The following is a 19,594-nucleotide window of genomic DNA, read 5'->3' as shown; positions in this document are numbered from 1 at the left end:
TTCAGTTGGAGGAGTTGTAGTTGCGCAGGTCATACGTCACGCCAAGGCCGATGGACTTGGTGAACGGGATGAGCTGGTTCAAATACAGGTCCACCCACTCGATGCCGTTGCCCACGTGGGACTTGGGCACGAACACCACGTCGCCGCGCTGCAGCCATACGGGCGGGCGGTCGTTGTTGGCATACAGGGAACTGGCGTAGTCGAAGAAGTAGGTCTTGTACTTGCCGTCGGGCTCCTGGCGCATCAGCGCGACGTTGCCGCTGTCGGCCACCGACAGCACGCCACCGGCGCCGACGATGGCCTGGTCGAGGGTGGTGGCGACGTTCACCGACAGGTTGGCCGGGTTGCGCACCGCGCCACCGACGAACACCGTGTTGCCCGGCGCGGCGTTGATGTTGATGGTCAGCGAGGTCTCGCGGTAGATGTTCTCCAGCTTGACCTCCAGCACCTTGGTCAGCTCTTCGGTGGACAGGCCGGCGGCCTTGACCTGGCCCACGTAGGGGTAGGCGAAGGTGCCGTCGTTCTGCACGGTGAACAGCGTCAGTTCATAAATGGTGTTGGCGGTGAACGCCGAAATCGACGGCGCCTCGCCAGTGTTGCGCACAATCCTTAAAGTGTCGCCCGGGCGGATGCGCTGGGGTGGCAGGGGTTTGCCGGCCAGTGCGTCGCCGGCCTGGTGAGCTGCTTTCAGCACGTCGTTACTGGGCAATGAAACCTTAGCCTGATTGCTGCATGCGGCGAGCATGACAATACTTAATATGAGCAACACTTTTTTCATTGGTCAGTCTTCCTGTGGTGCATGAAATACAGCTCCCTGGCGAATCCGGGTCGGTGCAGCGTTAGAGGTCAAGGGTCAGGCTTTGGGTGCTTCCGGCACGCGGCCGTAGATGTCGGTGAAGCGCACGATGTCGTCCTCGCCCAGGTACTCGCCGCTCTGTACTTCAATCATCACCAGGTCGATGACCCCGGGGTTGACCAGGCGGTGGGTGTGGCCAGGCTTGATGAACGTCGATTCGTTGGTGTCGAGCAGGAACTCGCGCTCGCCATTGGTCACGCGGGCCATGCCGCTGACCACGATCCAGTGCTCGCTGCGGTGGTGGTGCATCTGCAGTGACAGCGAGGCGTTGGGGCGTACCACGATGCGCTTGATCTTGAAGCGCTTGCCTTCCTCCAGCACCGTGTAGGTACCCCACGGGCGGGTGACGGTGCGGTGCAGGCGGTAGGCGTCGTGGCCCTGGCGCTTGAGCTCCTGGGCGATGAACTTGACGTCCTGGCTGCGCGCGGCATCGGCAATCAGCAGGGCGTCGGGGGTGTCGATGACGATCAGGTTGTCCAGGCCCACGCCGCCCACCAGGCGCTTGGGCGAGTCGATGTAGCAGTTGTGCACGTCGTGCAGCACGGTCTCGCCGTTGCACTGGTTGCCGTTGGTGTCTGCCGGGCTCAATTCGCGCACCGCTTCCCACGAGCCGATGTCGCTCCAGCCCAGCTCGCAAGGGATGACCGCGACCTTCTGCGAGCGCTCCATGATGGCGTAGTCCACGGAAATGTCCGGGGCGTTGGCGAAGGCGCCGCTGTCCAGTTCCACCTGCAGTTCGCGGTTGCCGTCCTTGCGGTGGCTGGCGGCCAGGCAGGTGTTGACCGCCTCCAGCACGTCCGGGGCGTGGGCCTGGAACTCGCGCAGAATGGCGTCGACGCGCATGCAGAACATGCCGGCGTTCCACAGGTGCAGGCCGCCCTTGAGGTATTCCTGGGCGGTGGCGGCGTTGGGTTTCTCGACGAAGCGCGCCACCTGGAAACCACCTTCGGTCAAGGCCTGGCCCTTCTCGATGTAGCCGAAGCCGGTTTCGGCGCGGGTGGGGATGATGCCGAAGGTCACCAGCCAGCCTTGGTCGGCCAGGCTGCGCGCGGCCTCCACGGCCTGGGTGAATGCCGCCACGTCGGTGATCAATTGGTCTGCGGGCAGCACCAGCAGCTGCGCGTCCTCGCCGTACAGGCGCGCGGTGTGCAGGGCCGCCGCGGCAATGGCCGGGGCGGTATTGCGACCGAACGGTTCAAGAATGAAATCCAGCCCCGCGCGACCCTTGTTCAGCAGGCGGTAGTCGTCCACGGTGCGGAAGAACACCTCGCGGTTGGTCACCGTCAGCAGGCGGTCGACGCCGGGCAGGCCGGCGGCGCGCAGGAAGGTTTTCTGCAGCAGGCTCTCGCCATCCGGCAGGCGCATGAAAGGCTTGGGCATCGCTTCGCGGGATACCGGCCACAGGCGGGTGCCAGCACCGCCGGCGATAATGCAGGGAATGAGCGTGCCCATTTCAATAAACCTCGCGCGTCAGGAGCACTGCCGGAACAGTGCGGAAGAGGATGTAGAGGTCGAACCACACGGACCAGTTCTCGATGTACTCGAGGTCGAACTCCACGCGTTTCTCGATCTTTTCCAGGGTGTCGGTCTCGCCGCGGTAGCCGTTGATCTGCGCAAGGCCGGTGATGCCCGGCTTGACCCGATGGCGGGAGGTGTATTCCTTCACCGCCTCTTCGAAGAGGATGCCGGCGGCCTTGGTGGCCGTGGCGTGGGGGCGCGGGCCGACCATCGACATGCTGCCGCCGAACACGTTGAACAACTGGGGCAGCTCATCCAGGCTGGTCTTGCGGATGAAGCGGCCTACCCGGGTAATGCGTGAGTCACCGCGCACGGTCTGCTTCTCGGCGTTGGCATCGGCCTGGTGCTGGTGCATGGAGCGGAACTTGTACACCTCGATCAGGCGGTTGTTGTAGCCGTAGCGCTTCTGCTTGAACAGCACCGGGCCTGGGGAGTCGAGCTTGATGGCCAGCGCCACCAGCAGCATGATCGGCGACAGCGCCACCAGCGCCAGGCTGGAGATGAGCATGTCTTCCAGGCGCTTGAAGAACGGCGACCAGCCGCGCAACGGCACTTCGGAGGCGTTGAACATCGGCAGGTTGGCGACTTCGGTGATGCGGTTGTGCGAGTGGCGGAAGGCGACCATGTCCGGCACCAGCAGCACGTTCACCGGCAGCCGGCGCAGTTCGCGAATGATGTAGTCCATGCGGTTTTCCGCCGACCAGGGGATGGCCACCAGCACCTGGGTGACCTTCTCGTCGCGGATCAGTTGCTCCAGCTCCTGGCTGTTGCCCAGCAGGGGCAGGTTGACCAGGGTCTTGGGCAGGCGGGCGATGCGGTCGTCGATGAAGCCCACCACGCCGGAGCGGATGTCCTGGTGCTGCAGCAGGTACTCGGCCAGGCGCTGGCCGTTTTCGGTAGCCCCCAGGATCACCGCGTTCTGCAGGAACACCCCGCGCACCATGAGTTGCTGGAACAGGGTGAGGATGATCATCCGTTCGATGCCGAACAGGATGAAGGTGCCGATGAACCAGATCGCCAGCTGCAGGTTGCTGATGAAGTCGAACAGTGACAGCGCCCGGTGCATGAACAGCAACAGGCAGAACGCCGACGCCCAGGCGTAGAAGGTGGTCTGGAAGCGCAGGCGGTTGCTGAAGATCGATTCGGCGTACACCCCCAGCGCCTGGAAGATCAGCACGCTGAGAAAACCGAAGAACACCAGCACGGCCAGGTCGTCCTTCACGGCGCCGGGCTTGATGTTCGAGTCGATCATCAAAATCAGCAAGCCAGGGGCGATGGCGGTAAGCCCGTGGACCAGGCGGATAGCGAACAGGAAATACTCGACCATACTGGGCCGAGTCATCAGCAGACTGTCCACGGGTTGCAAGCGCATAAATCCCTTCCCTCCAGACCATTGGTGATCCAAGGCCGACAACAAGAATTGCGGCAGTTCCATTGTGTACGTTGGGTGTTACCGTTTGTTGCTGACTCCGTCCCTGGTGGCAATTTTTTGTCGTTTTATTATTGGCGGGGAATTTTGCGTCAGTTTTCCGTTACAAATATTAATTTACGATTGAATGGCCCTGGAAGGCAATCTTTCCGATGGCACTTTGAAACCTGAGTAAAGTCCATGAAACACCGCCTTGCGAATCAAAAACGCGCAAAGCGCCAAAAAAATATGCAATCGCTGATGATCTGTATGGCTTTTTTTGACGGTGGTGTGGTCGAAACGCTTCAGTGGGCGGTTCTAGACGGGGGAAACGGCATGGCAGCGCGCAAGGCATTTTTGATTCTGCACGGCAAGCAGGCCCTCAACGAGGACGTGCGGCGCGCCGTGGAAGCCCAGCGGGCGGCGGGCGTCGAGCTGGCGGTGCGGCTGACCTGGGAGGCGGGGGATGCCCAGCGCCTGGTGGCGGAAGCGCTGGCGGCCGGTTACCCGCACATCATCGCCGGGGGCGGTGACGGCACCCTGCGCGATATCGCCGAGGCCATCGCCCTGGCGGGCACTGACGCCAGCCTGGTGCTGATGCCCCTGGGCACCGCCAACGATTTTGCCCGGGCCGCCGGCGTGCCGCTGGACTGCGCCGGGGCCCTGGCGCTACTGGATGCACCGGCCCGGCCGGTGGACCTGGGCGAGGTGGGCGGGCAGTTGTTCCTGAACATGGCCACCGGAGGGTTCGGCAGCCAGGTGACAGCCAACACCTCCGACGACCTGAAAAAAGTGCTGGGTGGTGCGGCCTACCTGTTCACCGGCTTGTCGCGCTTCGCCGAGCTGCGCCCGGCCTACGGCTGCCTGCGCGGGCCAGACTTCGAGTGGGAAGGGCAGTTGCTGGCGCTGGGCATCGGCAATGGCCGGCAGGCGGGTGGTGGCCATGTGCTGTGCCCCGAGGCGGTGGCGGATGACGGGCTGCTGGACATCAGCATCCTGCCGGCGCCCACCGAGGTGTTCAGCACCTTGAAGGATTTGCTCGCTGGTGGGCTCGGAGTGGATAACCTGTTCGTTCGGGTGCGCCTGCCCTGGGTGGAAATCCACAGTGCCGAGGGCCTGGACATCAACCTCGACGGCGAGCCGCTGACGGGCGACAGCCTGCGTTTCAGCGCCCGGCCCGGCGCCCTGAAGGTGCACCTGCCGGCGAATTCACCGCTGTTGTCGCGCGGGCGCCCGTGACGCGGCCTGCGGCCGCTGCTACATCACTCCCTGCGTAGCAGCGGCCGCAGGCTGCGTCAGGAGTTCCGCAATGCCGGCGCAATCATCAATCGTCGAGGCTGATGATGCGCTCGCGCACGGCGAACAGCACCAGGCCCGCCACGTCGAAGATCTGCAGGCGCTTCATGATCTGCGAGCGGTGGGTTTCCACGGTCTTCACGCTCAGCCCCAGGCCGGTGGCGATCTCGCGGGTGGACTTGCCGCGCACGATCAGCCGCAGGATCTCCAGCTGGCGCGGGGTGAGGTTGTGGTTGTCGGCCTGTTCCGGGCGGCTGCTCTGCGCGCGGATCAGCGCCTGGTTGATCACCGTGTGGGCGATGGCCGGGCTCAGGTAACGCTCGTTGCTGCGCAGGGCGTCCAGCGCCTGGCCCAGTTCGACGGCCGTGGTGTCCTTGAGCAGGTAACCATGGGCGCCCATCTCCAGCGCCTGCATGATCATTTCCGGGTCGGTATGCATGGACAGGATCAGTACCTTGCTGCGCGCCCGGGTGGCCTGCAGCCGGCCCAGGGCTTCCAGCCCGCCGGTGTCACGCATGGACAGGTCGAGCAGGACGATGTCCGGGTCCAGCCGGCGCACCATGTCCACCAGTTGTGCACCATCGCTGGCCTCGCCCACCACCGCGTAACCGGGAATATCCGACACCAGGGCGCGCACGCCCGCCCTGATCAGGGAATGATCGTCCACCAGCAATAATTTGCAGATCATAGGCCTTTGCCGAGTTTGGCTCGTTGCAGGGCGCGCGGCGCCCAGGGGAAGAGTGCTTCAAGTTGGGTGCCCTGGCCGGGCTGGCTATTGACCTTCAGCCAGCCGCCAATCAGCGTGGCGCGCTCCTGCATGCCCGACATGCCCCGCAGGCCATGGCTGGCCGGGTCGCTGACGGGGGTGAAGCCCACGCCGTCATCGCTGACATACAGGTGCAGGCCTTCGGGGGTGCGTTGCAGGCGCACCAGCAGGTTGGTCGCCCGGGCATGGCGCAGCAGGTTGGTCACCGCTTCCTGGGTAATGCGGAAGGCGGCCACCGCCATCTCCTCGGGGATGCCGGTCATGGCCTGGTGGCATTCCAGGGTCCAGTTCACCTGGGTGTTTTCCAGGGTGCGCAGCAGGTGCCCGCGCAGGCTGGCTTCCAGGCCCAGGCTGGTGAGCTGGCGCGGGTTGAGGATGGCGGACACGTCGCGGACCTTGGTCAGGGTTTCGTCGATGGTCTCGCGCAAGGTCGCGAAGCCTTCTTCCAGGTCGTTGGGCAGGCGTCGTTGCAGCCAGTCTGATTGCATCTTGGCCGCAGTCAGCAGCTGGCCGATGTCATCGTGCAGTTCCCGGCTCAGGCGGTGCCGTTCGTTTTCCTGCACCTGCAACAGGTGGTCGGCGAGTTCCTGGGGCTTGAAGGCGATGGACTTCTGCGCGTTGCGATGCTGCACCCATACGCTGAGCATGGCGGCGATGTTGATGGCCAGCAGCCCCGCGGGAACCGTGCCTTGGGTGGCGAATATCCAGGCGTTGCCCAACAGCGAGCCCAGGCACAGCAGTACCGTCAACCAGCGCATGTGTTGCACGCCCATTGGCCACGATGTGTATTTTCTGAAACTGGCGTACATAGAAAACGGAGCCAAGAAAAAGTCGCTGCTGAGAACCGGTTAAGGCGTTGTTGAAAGCCGTTTCCAAGGCTCCATGCTCTAGATGTAGCGCCGTGGGCGAAAGATGCAAATGAATAGAACATATCGCCCGATTCCCGATGACACCTTGCAAGTGTCAGGTGGTCAGGGCATCCGGTCCGTGGGGGGAATAGGTCTGCCATGGTATCACTTCATCAACAGTTGGTCGCCTGTTCAGCAATATATGCCTGAACGGTCAGGTTTATTTTCGGCGTTAACAGTTATCTCGCGAGCGCAATCACATCGCCATCATTGGGGGCGGCTGGAGTACGGTTGTCATCACATTGCAACTCAGGCCCCTGAACAACTTCAGTCAACGGACAAAAATGCACAATCATAGGGCAGGAACGCACTCCTGGTAACTTTGAGTGTAATGCCAAAGTTACAGAAAGCCGGGGGTAGTTGTACCTAGGGGAATAGCTGAGGGTGGCCTAGGTGAATGGCTGGTCATTTCATGAACGCACAATTATACCGCGCCCTGGCGCGGTGTATGGAACTGGCAACAAAGTGGATGCAGTCGGGGTCACATGACCCGTCGGTCCAATTGCCCGCTGGCCTTGCCCGCGGTGGGAGGCACAGGGGCGAGGTTCGAATCGATGGTGACCGCCAGGGCCTCCACCAGCGCCACCTGTTCGTCACTGTCCAGGCTCAACTGGCCGGTGCGTGGGTCGATCAGCTCCAGTTGCCAGGCCAGCAGGGTGAGGCATTCGTTGAGCGCCTTGAGTGTGGCCCCCTCCAAACGATTGCGCGGTTTTGCCAGGTGCAGCAGCTGGCGCAGCTGCTGGCAAAATGCAGCCACTTGCTCAAGTGACAGGCCCTGGGCCCGTAAACCAAGGCTTTCCAGGGTGTACAGCAGGCAGTCGGCGGCGTCCTGATCGTTGCGGATCAGTTCGAGGTGGCTGATGCATTCCTGCAATTTGTTCAGCATGGCCTGGGCCTCGACGAGGAAGTCAGGCAGGGCACATGACCATTGGGTGTCATTGAGCATGTTGATCTCCACAACTCCGTGCGGACGCGTCCATTGCGTGCGGTCCGTGCGTTGGTTCCATCTGGCCACTCAAGCTTAGCTGCATCCGCGCACGGATGGCTGGCATTTGCGCTGTCATTTTCAATGTGTCCTGCGAGCCACAAGCCAGACACATTGTCTTGGCGGGAAAAGATGAAATCAGGCCCTTGCTGCCGCTCCGAAGGCTGCGATCGGGGGATAAAAAGCGAGCGAACAAAAGCCTGACTCCGTTCATGCATTGAGAATGGCGTCACATTAATGGCTATTGGATATTGCGAATATCAGGTTTCGCCCGATTGCCTATAGGGGAATCCCTGATAAGAAGGGAGGGTTCTTAGCAGTTTTGTATCTAAATGTTCAGCGACGGCAATGCGATCAGTTAAGCATGATGTTAATGTGACATCAATGCTCACCAGCGTGTATTTCGTCGGGCTTCAAGATCGGTCGCGCGCTGCCGATAACCCTTATCAGTTCACCTCAGCATCGTCCCCAGGAGTCATCGATGGCCGGCATTCTCGACACAGTAGACCAACGTACCCAGCTTGTGGGTGAGAACCGCCTTGAAATTCTGATGTTTCGCCTGGCGGGCCGGCAATTGTTCGCCATCAACGTGTTCAAGGTGCAGGAGGTGCTGCAACTGCCCAAGTTGACGCTGATGCCCCAGCGCCACGCTTTCGTGTGCGGGGTGGTCAACCTGCGCGGGCAGACCCTGCCGGTCATCGACCTGTCCCAGGCCATCGGCATGCGCCCGCTGCAGCCGGGGCCCAACAGCACCATCATCGTCACCGAGTACAACCGCTCGGTGCAGGCGTTCCTGGTGGGCGGCGTGGACCGCATCGTCAACATGAACTGGGAGGCCATCCTGCCGCCGCCTACCAGCGCTGGCCGCCAGCACTACCTCACCGCCATCAGCAAGGTCGATGACCAACTGGTGGAAATCATCGATGTGGAAAAAGTGCTGGCCGAGATCGTGCCCTACAGCGCCAAGGTGTCCCGCGAGAAGCTTGAAGACCCCGTGCTGGCCCGTGCCCGGGGCAGGGAAGTGCTGCTGGTGGACGACTCTACCGTGGCGCTGGCGCAGCTGCGCGACACTCTGTCCCAGCTGGGGGTGAAGATGCACGTGGCCAGCGATGGCCTCAAGGCGCTGAAGATGCTCAAGGCCTGGGCGGATGCCGGCGAAAACCTCACGGACAAACTGCTGATGGTGTTCACCGACGCGGAAATGCCCGAGATGGACGGCTACCGCCTGACCACCGAGATCCGCAACGACCCGCGGCTGCGCGGTTTGTACGTAGTGCTGCACACCTCGCTATCGGGCAGCTTCAACGAATCCATGGTCAAGAAGGTGGGCTGCGACAACTTCCTGTCCAAGTTCCAGCCGGACAAGCTGGTGGACGTGGTGCGCCAACGCCTGATGCTGGATAACTGACCCTGTGGGAGCTGGCTTGCCAGCGAGCTTTTCAGGCTTCAACAGCTCGCTGGCAAGGCAGCTCCCACAAAGAAGTGGCGTGATAAACTGCCGGTCTAAATTGACCGCAGGAAGCCGCCATGCACCTCAGCGCCCTCTACCGCTACCCCCTCAAGTCCGCCATCGCCGAACCCTTGCAGGCATCCGCCCTGGACAGCCTGGGCCTGGCCGGCGATCGCCGCTGGATGCTGGTGGACGAGGCCAGCGGGCGCTTCCTGACCCAGCGCGCCGAGGCACACATGAGCCAGCTGGGCGCCGCCCACCAGGGCGATGCCGGGCTGCAACTGTCGGCACCGGGCCTTGCGCCGCTGTTCGTGCCTACCCCTGGCGCCGACGCGCCGCTGCGCGGTGTGACCATCTGGCGGGACACCCTGCGCGTGCCTGATGCGGGCGATGAGGCAGCCCAGTGGGTCTCTTCCTTTATAGGCAAACCGACGCGCCTGGTGCAGGTGCCGGTCGAGCGGGCGCGCAGCACCCAGGCCGGCTACGGCCTGGACAGCGACCGCGTGGGCTTCGCCGATGGTTTCCCATTACTGCTGATTGGCCAGGCGTCGCTGGATGACCTGTCGAGCCGCGTGGGCCGTGAACTGGAGATGCTGCGGTTCCGCCCCAACCTGGTGGTCACCGGCAGCGAGGCGTTCGCCGAGGATGGCTGGAAGCGCATTCGCATTGGCGAGGTGGAGTTCCGGGTGGTGAAGCCGTGCTCGCGCTGCATCCTCACCACCATTGACCCCGCGACCGGAGTACGCAGTGACGATCGCGAGCCATTGGCGACGCTCAAGACCTATCGCCAGGTGGATGGCGACGTGATGTTCGGGCAGAACCTGGTCAACGACGGGGTAGGGCAGCTGCAGGTCGGCATGCCCGTCACGGTCCTCGAATAACCGTAGCAGCGGCCAAAGGCCGCGTCCACGGGGTTATTGGTCGTCGAAGAAGCGTTCGTTCCAGTCGGCGATCGGCTGCGGGATGTTCAGCTTCTGGCCGTAGATCACTGCGTAGGACAGCACGTTCTGCACGTACTGGCGGGTCTCGTCGAACGGAATCGACTCCACCCACACGTCGAAGCTCAGGTGGTTGGCGCCGCGCAGCCACTGCTTCACGCGGCCGGGGCCGGCGTTGTAGGCGGCGGAAGCGAGCACGCGGTTGCCGTTGAACTGCGCGTGCACCTGGCTCAGGTAGGCGGCGCCCAGCTGGATATTCTTGTCCGGGTCGATGGCCTGCTGCGGCGAGGCCAGGGGAATGCTGAACTTGCGCGCGGTTTCCTTGGCGGTGCCGGGCATCAGCTGCATCAGGCCCATGGCGCCCACGCCCGAACGGGCGTCGTCCATGAACGCGCTTTCCTGGCGGGTGATGGCGAACGCCCAGCTGGCATGGATGCCGCGGTTGTTGGCTTCGCGCACCAGGGCCTCGCGGTGGGCCATGGGGAAGCGGATGTCCAGGTCATCCCAGTACTGCGCCTGGGCAATGGTGCGGATGGCCGGGAAGTACCAGTGCATGTCGTAGGCCAGCTTGGCCTGGGCGACCATTTCGTCGCGGCTGAACAGGTTGCTCACGTAGTACCACTCGCGGCGTGCGTCCACCACCTGGCCACGGTCCAGCAGCTCCATGGCGCGGCGGATGCCCGGGGTGTTGCGCACCTTGTTCATCAACGCCTGGCTGATCACCAGCGGGCGGTTGGCCAGGGAGTAGGGCGCCTGGGTGCGGTCGGCGGCGAGGAAGCCGTAGAAATCACGCTCCTTGGACACGTTGCGGTACAGCAGCGGCACCTGCGGGTTCTGTGGTTGTGCCAGCTCCAGGCTGCGCGCCTGCCAGTATTTCCAGCGGCTGGTGGCCGCCAGGTCCTGGGGCAGGCGGCGGGTCAGGTCGTAGGCGTCCTGCCAGCGGCCCAGGCGCAGCAGCAGGCGCAGGCGCCACTCGGTGACGGTGTTGTCGCGCAGCTCGGGGTCGTACTGGGTCATCAGGTCGAGGGCGCGCGGGTCGTAGTTGCGCGCCAGGGTCAGGCCGATTTCCCGGGCGATGGCCACCTTTTCGTCACGAGAAAAGTGCATGCTGTTGGCGTAGCCGTCGAGCATCTGCATGGCCCGGTCCGGGTCCTGCTTGGCCAGGCGCCGCAGGCCCAGGCCGACCACGTCGGACATGGCCTCGGTGGCCGGCTGGAAGCGCGACGGGTCGGTGAGCAGCTCGGGGTTCTGCGCCACGCTGATCAGCAGGCGGCCCTGGTTGCCCAGGGTCGGCAGGGTGGCGACCAACGCGTTGGCCAGGGCGTAGTTGCGGGTGTGGGCGGCCAGTTTCAGGCGCTGCCAGCGCTTGTCCTCGGTCAATTGGCCGTCGGCGGCCCACAGGCCGAACAGCGCGTCGCAGGCGTCGGGCTGGGTCTTGCCGGTCAGCCACAGCTTCTGCGCGCTGGCGTAGCCCTCGGCCTTCTGGTTGTGGCCCAGTTGGTACTGGCCGTTGAGGCAGTCAAGCTCGGTGAAGTTGAGCTTGGCGTCATAATATTTGGCAAAGGTGTCCCAGTCGCCGCGTTCCGCCAGCCAGCGCAACCAGCGCAGCTTCATCCAGTTGGCCTGGGGCAGGTCACCGTGGGCGGCGAGGAATTTCTCGATCTCGTCGTTGCTGGCGGTCTTCAGGCGTGCGGTGAGCTCGTCATAGGCCAGGTACGGCTCCAGCGGGTAGTCGCTGAGCATCGGCGCGTAACGGTAGTAGGGACCGCTGTCGCCCTTGGCCAGTGCGCGCTTGGCCTCGTCGTAATACTGGCGCTGGGTGGTCAGGTCCACTGCGTGGGCGCAGGAGACGGCGGTGGCAGAGAGCAGCAGGCAGGACAAGAGGCTAGACAGGCGACCGCGCATGAGACATCCGTGCAGATAAGGCATGACAAGTGCGGCGTTGCCTGCACTGATTTCCCATTAGCTTAGCCGGTTGCGGGTGGCCGATGAAAGCATTGTGCTTGTAACAACAGATGAATTCAGACCGTCCGGCCCATATGGCGGCATTTACTGTGCTGGGCGCTCAAGTCAGGTAGAATGCGCGCCCGGTTTTTGGAGAAACACATGACCCTGCTCAAATTAAGCGATGTGTCCCTCGCTTTCGGCGCGATGCCGTTGTTGGACAAAGTGTCCTGGCAGATCGCCCGTGGAGAGCGGGTCTGCATCATCGGTCGCAACGGCACTGGCAAGTCCAGCATGTTGCGCCTGGTCAAGGGCGATCAGAAGCCTGACGAAGGCGAGGTCTGGCGTGCGCCGGGCCTGAAGATCGGCGAGCTGCCGCAGGAACTGCCGGTGGCCGACGATCGCACCGTGTTCGACGTGGTTGCCGAAGGCCTCGATGGTGTGGGCGCGTTGCTGGCCGAATATCACCACCTGAGCCAGAACATCGTCACCGATGAAGACCTGACCAAGCTCATGCACGTCCAGTCGGACCTCGAGGCCCGCGACGGCTGGCGCCTGCAGCAACTGGTGGATAGCACCCTGAGCCGCCTGCAACTACCGGCCGACAAGACCCTGGCGCAGCTGTCCGGTGGCTGGCGCCGCCGCGTGCTGCTGGCCCAGGCGCTGGTGTCCGAGCCCGACCTGCTGCTGCTCGACGAGCCTACCAACCACCTGGACATCGGTGCGATTGCCTGGCTGGAAGAGGCCCTGAGCGGTTTCGGCGGCGCCGTGCTGTTCATCACGCACGACCGTTCCTTCCTGCAGAACCTGGCCACGCGCATCCTGGAACTGGACCGCGGCGGCCTGATCGACTGGAACGGCGACTACGCCAGCTTCCTGGTGCACAAGGAAGCCATGCTGGCGGCCGAAGAGACCGCCAATGCGCTGTTCGACAAGCGCCTGGCCCAGGAAGAGGTGTGGATTCGCCAGGGCATCAAGGCCCGTCGTACCCGTAACGAAGGCCGCGTGCGCGCCCTGAAAGAGCTGCGCGTCGAGCGCAGCGAGCGTCGCGAGCGCCAGGGCAAGGCCAACATCCAGCTTGATACCGCGGAGAAATCCGGCAAGCAGGTGATGGTGGTCGAGAACGTCAGCTTTGCCCACCCGGGCGGCCCGTTCCTGGTCAAGGACTTCTCCATGGTGCTGCAGCGCCAGGACCGCATTGGCCTGCTGGGCGCCAACGGCACCGGCAAGACCACGTTGCTCAAGCTGATGCTGGGCGACCTGGAAGCCACCAGCGGCACCGTGGCGGCCGGTACGCGCCTGGAAGTGGCGTACTTCGACCAGCTGCGCCACCAGCTGAACCTGGAAAAGACCGTGATCGACAACCTGGCCGAAGGCCGGGACTTCATCGAGATCGACGGCCAGAACCGCCACGTGCTCAGCTACCTGGGCGACTTCCTGTTCAGCCCGCAGCGTGCCCGCACGCCGGTCAAGGCGCTGTCGGGTGGCGAGCGTGCGCGCCTGCTGCTGGCCAAGCTGTTCAGCAAGCCGGCCAACCTGCTGGTGCTCGACGAACCGACCAACGACCTGGACGTGGAAACCCTGGAACTGCTGGAAGAAGTGCTGTCCAGCTTCAAGGGCACCGTGCTGATGGTCAGCCACGACCGGGCCTTCCTCGACAACGTGGTGACCAGCACCCTGGTCTTCGAAGGCGAGGGCAAGGTGCGCGAGTACGTGGGTGGCTACCAGGACTGGATTCGCCAGGGTGGTTCGCCGAAGCTGCTGGGCGTTACCGAGAACAAGTCGGGCAAGGCCGAGCTTAACAGCGCCGTGGTGACTGCCCCGGCAGCCGTCGTGGCACCGGCAGTGGAAGCTGCTGCCCCTGCGAAGAAGAAACTCAGCTACAAGCTGCAGCGCGAGCTGGAAGCCTTGCCGGGTGAGATCGACGCCCAGGAGCAGAAGATTGCCGCGCTGGAAGCGACCATGGCGGATGCGGGTTTCTACCAGAAGCCGGCGGCCGAGACGGCCAAGGTGATTGCCGAGCTGGAACAGGCCCAGGCCAAGCTGGACGAGATGGTCGAGCGTTGGGCTGAGCTCGACGCCTGATCCGTGTTGCCCCATCGCGGCCAAGGCCGGCTCCTACAGGTAGGAGCCGGCCTTGGCCGCGATGGGGGCGCCGCGATTACTCAGGTTTCTTCAGGCGTACCGCCAGCACATCACAGGGCGCGCCATGCAGCACGTCATTGGACGTGGAGCCCAGCAAGAGCGCCAGGCCATGGCGGGCATGGCTGCCCACCACCACCAGGTCGCAACCCTTTTCCTTGGCCAGGCCATGGATTTCCTGCTTGGGCTGGCCATAGGTCAGGTGGCAGTTCTCTTTCGTCAGTTCCGGGTACTTGGTGATCAGGCGCTCCAGGCGCTCCTTGGCCTGGTCGAACTGCTGCTGTTGCAGCTGCGACAGGTCCATGGGCACGTCGCCGCCGAAGGCCATGGCCATGGGTTCGACGATGTGCACCAGGGACAGCTTGGCGTCCTGGCTGGAAGACAGCTCGCGGGCCCGGTGGATCACCGGATCGCACTCTTCGGTCAGGTCGACGGCGACCAGAATATGTTGGTAGGGCATGGGAAGCTCTCCTGACGTGGCGATAGGCTAAGTATGGCCGGTTTCAAGTCGGTCTGTTTGCGCGTGTCCTAACCAACTCATTTCTAAAAGTTTTACAGGGTGCACAGTCATATGACGGTATGGATAGTGGTGTCAATCCTTGCGCTGGTTTTAAGCCCCCTGGTGTGGCTGCGCCCCTCGCGCAAGCAGAGCGGCCAGATGGCCCTGCGCATGGAAGCGCGCCGCCTGGGCCTGGCCATGCAGCTGATGCCCCAGGAATGGCCGCACTGGCTGCCCCAGCAGCCGCCAAGCCCCTGCGCGCAGTACTGCCGGCCGCGGCGGTCGGCCACGGCCGCGCGGTTCTGCTACTGGCAGACCGAGCCGGGGACCTGGCTCAACCAATGGCGCGAGCCTTGTGAAGACCCGATATTACTCGCGCAGTTCGCCACCTTGCCGGGTAATGTCTACAAGGTTGACGCAGGTCAACAGTTGATCGCCCTGTACTGGGGCGAGCGCGGGGAGGCGAGTGTGCTGGTGGCGATAGACCAGGTGCTGAAAGCGCTGGCATGACCTGTGGGGGCTGTCGCCCTGTGGGAGCTGGCTTGCCAGCGAGCTGTTGCGGAACAAGAAGCTCGCTGGCAAGCCAGCTCCCACAGGTGTCGGGGCGTTAGATTTCGGGCAATAAAAAGCCCGATAATCTGCGTCGGGCTGGGGTTGGCCAGGCAGGCCGGTAAGACATTTTCTGCATGTGTGGTCGACAGTGTAGTCGCGAAGCGATCTTACGCCGGCCTCTTTCAAAATTCCTTTCTTTTTATTTCCCTGCGACGTTTGGTTTGCCCCAGGCCCCGGTGTATCTGGCTGTCATGGGTATGTGCCATGCTGTTGCTGAATGTTGCGTCATCAGTCCCGGCGCGGCGTGCGCTGTTATGACGCACGCGTGACCGCAAAGTCGCGTTTTTGCCGCCTTCCAGCGCATTTGACAATTGCCGGTTTTTCCCTGAATGTGTGCATACCCAAATCAAACGGGCGTATGAATTGAGCGTTTGTCTTGTAGGAACGCTCTTATACAGAATCCCGAATATCGCGCTGACGGGTGTGTCTGGAAGCGAGGGAGCGGCAACCGGCGTCAATGCGCCTGCCGGCCTCGCACCAGCGTTTGGCGTGTACAGTTCAGCTTCCATATCGTGGAGATCAGTTGATGATTTACGAAGGTAAAGCCATCACGGTTAAGGCTCTTGAAAGTGGCATCGTCGAATTGAAGTTCGACCTCAAGGGTGAGTCCGTCAATAAATTCAACCGTCTGACCCTGGGCGAATTGCGCCAGGCGGTGGACACCATCAAGGCCGACGCCAGCATCAAAGGCGTGATTGTCAGCAGTGGCAAGGACGTTTTCATCGTCGGCGCGGACATCACCGAATTTGTCGACAACTTCAAGCTGCCCGAGGCCGAACTGGTCGCTGGTAACCTGGAAGCCAACCGCATTTTCAGCGACTTCGAAGACCTGGGCGTGCCCACCGTGGCCGCCATCAACGGCATCGCCCTGGGCGGCGGCCTGGAAATGTGCCTGGCCGCGGACTTCCGCGTCATGTCCGCCACCGCCAAGATCGGCCTGCCGGAAGTGAAGCTGGGCATCTACCCAGGCTTCGGCGGCACCGTGCGCCTGCCGCGCATCATCGGTGCCGACAACGCCATCGAGTGGATTGCCTCGGGCAAGGAAAACCGTGCCGATGACGCCCTGAAAGCCGGCGCCGTCGATGCCGTGGTCGCGCCTGAGCAGCTGCACGCGGCCGCCCTGGACCTGGTCAAGCGCGCCATCAGCGGCGAGTTCGACCACAAGGCCCGTCGCCAGCCCAAGCTGGACAAGCTCAAGCTCAACGCCATCGAGCAGATGATGGCCTTCGAGACCGCCAAGGGCTTCGTCGCCGGCCAGGCCGGGCCGAACTACCCGGCCCCGGTCGAAGCCATCAAGACCATCCAGAAAGCCGCCAACTTCGGTCGCGAGAAGGCCCTGGAAATCGAAGCCGCCGGTTTCGTGAAAATGGCCAAGACCCCGGCTGCGCAAAGCCTGGTGGGCCTGTTCCTGAATGACCAGGAACTGAAACGCAAGGCCAAGGCCTACGACGAGCTGGCCCACGACGTGAAGCAGGCCGCCGTGCTCGGCGCCGGCATCATGGGCGGTGGCATTGCCTACCAGTCCGCCGTCAAGGGCACCCCGATCCTGATGAAGGACATCAACGAGAAGGGCATCGAGCAAGGCCTGGCCGAAGCCTCGAAGCTGCTGGGCAAGCGCGTCGAGAAAGGCCGCCTGACCGCCGCGCAGATGGCCGAGTCGCTCAACGCCATTCGCCCGACCCTGTCGTACGGTGATTTCGGCCACGTCGACATCGTCGTCGAAGCCGTGGTCGAGAACCCCAAGGTCAAGCAGGCCGTGCTGGCCGAAGTCGAAGCCCAGGTCAAGGTGGACACCATCCTGGCGTCCAACACCTCGACCATTTCCATCAGCCTGCTGGCGAAAGCCCTCAAGCGTCCGGAAAACTTCGTCGGCATGCACTTCTTCAACCCGGTGCACATGATGCCGCTGGTGGAAGTCATCCGTGGCGAGAAGTCCAGCGAAGTGGCAGTCGCCACCACCGTGGCCTACGCCAAGAAGATGGGCAAGAACCCGATCGTGGTCAACGACTGCCCGGGCTTCCTGGTCAACCGCGTGCTGTTCCCGTACTTCGGCGGCTTCGCCAAGCTGGTCAGCGCCGGCATCGACTTCGTGCGCGTCGACAAGATCATGGAAAAATTCGGCTGGCCGATGGGCCCGGCCTACCTGATGGACGTGGTCGGCATCGACACCGGCCACCACGGCCGCGACGTAATGGCCGAAGGCTTCCCGGACCGCATGAAAGATGACCGCCGTTCGGCCATCGACGTGCTGTACGAGGCCAACCGCCTGGGCCAGAAGAACGGCAAGGGCTTCTACGCCTACGAGACCGACAAGAAGGGCAAGCCGAAGAAAGTCGCCGACGCCTCGGTGCTCGAAGTGCTCAAGCCGATCGTCTACGAGCAGCGCGAGCTGAGCGACGACGACATCCTCAACTGGATGATGATTCCGCTGTGCCTGGAGACCGTGCGTTGCCTGGAAGACGGCATCGTCGAAACCGCGGCCGAGGCCGACATGGGCCTGGTCTACGGCATCGGTTTCCCTCCGTTCCGTGGCGGCGCGCTGCGCTACATCGATTCGCTGGGCGTGGCCAACTTCGTCGCCCTGGCAGACCAGTACGCCGACCTGGGCCCGCTGTACCACCCCACCGCGAAGCTGCGTGAGATGGCCAAGAACGGCCAGAGCTTCTTCGGTTAAGCGCCCAACGACTAGAGCGAGAACGATTTTATGAGCTTGAATCCGAGAGATGTGGTGATCGTCGACTTCGGTCGCACGCCAATGGGCCGCTCCAAGGGTGGCATGCACCGCAACACCCGCGCCGAAGACATGTCGGCGCACCTGATCAGCAAACTGCTGGAACGCAACGTCAAGGTCGACCCGAGCGAAGTCGAGGACGTGATCTGGGGCTGTGTGAACCAGACCCTGGAGCAGGGCTGGAACATCGCGCGCATGGCGTCGCTGATGACCCAGATCCCGCACACCGCGGCCGGCCAGACCGTCAGCCGCCTGTGCGGCTCGTCCATGAGCGCGCTGCACACCGCCGCCCAGGCGATCATGACCGGCAACGGCGACGTGTTCGTCGTCGGCGGCGTGGAGCACATGGGCCACGTGAGCATGATGCACGGCGTCGATCCCAACCCGCACATGTCCCTGTACGCCGCCAAGGCCTCGGGCATGATGGGCCTGACTGCGGAAATGCTCGGCAAGATGCACGGCATCACCCGCGAAGCCCAGGACGCCTTCGGCCTGCGCTCCCACCAACTGGCCCACAAGGCCACCGTGGAAGGCAAGTTCAAGGACGAGATCATCCCGATGCAAGGGTATGACGAGAACGGCTTCCTGAAGATGTTTGACTACGACGAGACCATTCGTCCGGACACTACCCTGGAGAGCCTGGCCGCGCTGCGTCCTGCGTTCAACCCCAAAGGTGGCACCGTGACAGCGGGCACTTCGTCGCAAATTACCGACGGCGCCTCTTGCATGATCGTCATGTCGGCCCAACGTGCCCAAGACCTGGGCATTCAGCCGATGGCAGTGATCCGCTCCATGGCCGTTGCCGGCGTCGACCCTGCAATCATGGGCTACGGCCCGGTGCCGGCGACCCAGAAAGCGCTGAAGCGCGCAGGCCTTTCGATCAACGATATCGACTTCTTCGAGCTCAACGAAGCCTTCGCCGCACAGGCCCTGCCGGTGCTGAAGGATCTGAAAGTGCTCGACAAGATGAACGAGAAGGTTAACCTGCACGGCGGCGCCATCGCCCTGGGTCACCCATTCGGTTGCTCTGGTGCACGTATTTCGGGCACCCTGTTGAATGTCATGAAGCAGAACAACGGCACCTTCGGGGTGTCCACCATGTGTGTAGGTCTGGGTCAGGGCATCACCACCGTCTTCGAACGCGTCTAAGCGCTCGCGAGTCGGCGAACCGGGGCCAGGTGCCCCGGTTTTTGTTTTTCAGGATATTTTGTTCAAGCGAGGCAAACATGCAGCTACAGCCAGGGCTCTATCGTCACTACAAAGGGCCTCACTACCGCGTATTTGGTGTTGCGCGCCATTCCGAAAGCGAGGAAGAGGTGGTCTGCTACCAGGCGCTGTACGGCGAATTTGGCCTGTGGGTACGGCCGCTGAGCATGTTCCTGGAGTCGGTCGAAGTTGACGGCGAGCGCGTACCGCGCTTTGCTTTGGTCGAGGCCGAACCGAGCCTGTTCGAGCAGCCCGGCGACGAGATCGCTTGATCATCCGCGCTTGACCTCGTTTCGTCGCCACTATATATAGCGGTGCCTCGAAGGCACCAATCG

At 63.1% G+C, this 19,594-nt stretch carries 16 protein-coding genes; 8 read left to right on the top strand and 8 right to left on the bottom strand.

Going from position 1 to position 19,594, the window contains the following annotated elements; translation table 11 throughout:
• Nucleotide 1: 1 nt before the first annotated feature.
• The 3 genes from ACWKWX_RS09030 to ACWKWX_RS09020 form a co-directional block, all read right to left on the bottom strand.
• Nucleotides 2–778 (bottom strand): polysaccharide biosynthesis/export family protein, encoded by a 777-nt coding sequence (locus ACWKWX_RS09030; RefSeq protein ID WP_473006024.1) that lies wholly within the window; start codon nucleotides 776–778, stop codon nucleotides 2–4.
• 75 nt (nucleotides 779–853) lie between these two features.
• Nucleotides 854–2,308 (bottom strand): mannose-1-phosphate guanylyltransferase/mannose-6-phosphate isomerase, encoded by a 1,455-nt coding sequence (locus tag ACWKWX_RS09025; protein ID WP_483827544.1) that lies wholly within the window; start codon nucleotides 2,306–2,308, stop codon nucleotides 854–856.
• Nucleotide 2,309: 1 nt separating this feature from the next.
• The gene (locus ACWKWX_RS09020) at nucleotides 2,310–3,746 is read right to left on the bottom strand and encodes an undecaprenyl-phosphate glucose phosphotransferase (RefSeq protein WP_416423412.1); all 1,437 of its coding nucleotides are present in this window, start codon (nucleotides 3,744–3,746) and stop codon (nucleotides 2,310–2,312) included.
• Between the two features lie 372 nt (nucleotides 3,747–4,118).
• Between ACWKWX_RS09020 and yegS the strand changes: the two genes are divergently transcribed.
• The gene (gene yegS, locus ACWKWX_RS09015; protein ID WP_483827543.1) at nucleotides 4,119–5,021 is read left to right on the top strand and encodes a lipid kinase YegS; all 903 of its coding nucleotides are present in this window, start codon (nucleotides 4,119–4,121) and stop codon (nucleotides 5,019–5,021) included.
• A gap of 85 nt (nucleotides 5,022–5,106) precedes the next feature.
• Here yegS and ACWKWX_RS09010 read toward each other — a convergent pair whose 3' ends face one another.
• The 3 genes from ACWKWX_RS09010 to ACWKWX_RS09000 all read right to left on the bottom strand — a co-directional run bounded on the left by ACWKWX_RS09010 (nucleotide 5,107) and on the right by ACWKWX_RS09000 (nucleotide 7,698).
• A complete protein-coding gene (locus ACWKWX_RS09010; protein ID WP_416423415.1) occupies nucleotides 5,107–5,766 on the bottom strand; it encodes a response regulator in 660 nt (219 codons plus the stop codon).
• Complete coding sequence (locus tag ACWKWX_RS09005) at nucleotides 5,763–6,653, bottom strand: sensor histidine kinase (RefSeq protein WP_473006836.1); 891 nt, start codon at nucleotides 6,651–6,653, stop codon at nucleotides 5,763–5,765. The genes ACWKWX_RS09010 and ACWKWX_RS09005 overlap by 4 nt, the downstream gene beginning before the upstream one ends.
• Nucleotides 6,654–7,233: 580 nt before the next feature.
• Complete coding sequence (locus ACWKWX_RS09000; RefSeq protein WP_416423416.1) at nucleotides 7,234–7,698, bottom strand: hypothetical protein; 465 nt, start codon at nucleotides 7,696–7,698, stop codon at nucleotides 7,234–7,236.
• Between the two features lie 520 nt (nucleotides 7,699–8,218).
• Between ACWKWX_RS09000 and ACWKWX_RS08995 the strand changes: the two genes are divergently transcribed.
• Nucleotides 8,219–9,145, top strand: a complete 927-nt coding sequence (locus tag ACWKWX_RS08995) for a chemotaxis protein CheV (protein WP_473006030.1) — start codon at nucleotides 8,219–8,221, stop codon at nucleotides 9,143–9,145.
• 119 nt (nucleotides 9,146–9,264) lie between these two features.
• Nucleotides 9,265–10,068, top strand: coding sequence for an MOSC domain-containing protein (locus ACWKWX_RS08990; RefSeq protein WP_416423418.1), 804 nt, complete (start codon nucleotides 9,265–9,267; stop codon nucleotides 10,066–10,068).
• 33 nt (nucleotides 10,069–10,101) lie between these two features.
• On the opposite strand, the gene ACWKWX_RS08985 is transcribed toward ACWKWX_RS08990, so the two are convergent.
• Nucleotides 10,102–12,030, bottom strand: coding sequence for a transglycosylase SLT domain-containing protein (locus tag ACWKWX_RS08985; RefSeq protein ID WP_473006031.1), 1,929 nt, complete (start codon nucleotides 12,028–12,030; stop codon nucleotides 10,102–10,104).
• Nucleotides 12,031–12,231: 201 nt separating this feature from the next.
• Here ACWKWX_RS08985 and ACWKWX_RS08980 point away from each other — a divergent pair, with 201 nt between their 5' ends.
• Nucleotides 12,232–14,154, top strand: a complete 1,923-nt coding sequence (locus ACWKWX_RS08980; RefSeq protein ID WP_416423420.1) for an ATP-binding cassette domain-containing protein — start codon at nucleotides 12,232–12,234, stop codon at nucleotides 14,152–14,154.
• Nucleotides 14,155–14,230: 76 nt separating this feature from the next.
• On the opposite strand, the gene ACWKWX_RS08975 is transcribed toward ACWKWX_RS08980, so the two are convergent.
• Nucleotides 14,231–14,671 carry a universal stress protein gene (locus tag ACWKWX_RS08975; RefSeq protein WP_416423421.1) on the bottom strand — a complete coding sequence of 147 codons (441 nt, stop codon included), beginning with the start codon at nucleotides 14,669–14,671 and terminating at the stop codon, nucleotides 14,231–14,233.
• Between the two features lie 111 nt (nucleotides 14,672–14,782).
• Here ACWKWX_RS08975 and ACWKWX_RS08970 point away from each other — a divergent pair, with 111 nt between their 5' ends.
• The 4 genes from ACWKWX_RS08970 to ACWKWX_RS08955 all read left to right on the top strand — a co-directional run bounded on the left by ACWKWX_RS08970 (nucleotide 14,783) and on the right by ACWKWX_RS08955 (nucleotide 19,531).
• Nucleotides 14,783–15,220 (top strand): hypothetical protein, encoded by a 438-nt coding sequence (locus tag ACWKWX_RS08970; protein ID WP_475505984.1) that lies wholly within the window; start codon nucleotides 14,783–14,785, stop codon nucleotides 15,218–15,220.
• Between the two features lie 628 nt (nucleotides 15,221–15,848).
• Entirely contained in the window at nucleotides 15,849–17,996 is a 2,148-nt protein-coding gene (fadB, locus tag ACWKWX_RS08965; protein ID WP_483827542.1) for a fatty acid oxidation complex subunit alpha FadB, read from the top strand.
• A gap of 30 nt (nucleotides 17,997–18,026) precedes the next feature.
• Nucleotides 18,027–19,202, top strand: a complete 1,176-nt coding sequence (gene fadA / locus ACWKWX_RS08960) for an acetyl-CoA C-acyltransferase FadA (RefSeq protein ID WP_416423424.1) — start codon at nucleotides 18,027–18,029, stop codon at nucleotides 19,200–19,202.
• A gap of 77 nt (nucleotides 19,203–19,279) precedes the next feature.
• Nucleotides 19,280–19,531, top strand: a complete 252-nt coding sequence (locus tag ACWKWX_RS08955; RefSeq protein ID WP_416423425.1) for a DUF1653 domain-containing protein — start codon at nucleotides 19,280–19,282, stop codon at nucleotides 19,529–19,531.
• Nucleotides 19,532–19,594 lie beyond the last annotated feature (63 nt).

Source organism: Pseudomonas imperatae (assembly GCF_057128625.1).
This window is presented reverse-complemented; position numbering and strand designations above follow the sequence as displayed.